This window comes from Pseudoalteromonas sp. T1lg22 (genome assembly GCF_002964645.1).
GTDB lineage: Bacteria > Pseudomonadota > Gammaproteobacteria > Enterobacterales > Alteromonadaceae > Pseudoalteromonas.
Map to the genome: position 1 here is coordinate 1 of NZ_PQBY01000021.1, position 434 is coordinate 434.

1 protein-coding gene is annotated in these 434 nt (G+C 47.9%); it reads left to right on the forward strand.

Annotated elements, in window-relative coordinates; translation table 11 throughout:
- Positions 1-434, forward strand: a 434-nt coding sequence (locus C2M24_RS12935; protein ID WP_158683764.1) for a GTP-binding protein, incomplete at its 3' end; no start/stop codon positions are given.

Here is a 434-nt window from a genome sequence, read left to right on the forward strand (position 1 = left end):
ATGGCAAAAGAAAAGTTTGAACGCGTAAAACCGCACGTAAACGTTGGTACAATCGGCCACGTTGACCACGGTAAAACAACTCTAACTGCAGCAATCACTAACGTACTTGCAAAAGTATACGGTGGTACAGCTAAAGACTTCGCATCAATCGATAACGCTCCAGAAGAGCGTGAGCGTGGTATCACAATCTCAACTTCACACGTTGAGTACGACACTCCAACTCGCCACTACGCGCACGTTGACTGTCCTGGACACGCTGACTACGTTAAAAACATGATCACTGGTGCTGCTCAGATGGACGGCGCGATCCTAGTAGTAGCTGCGACTGACGGTCCTATGCCTCAGACTCGTGAGCACATCCTACTTTCTCGTCAGGTTGGTGTACCTTACATCATCGTATTCATGAACAAATGTGACATGGTTGACGACGAAGA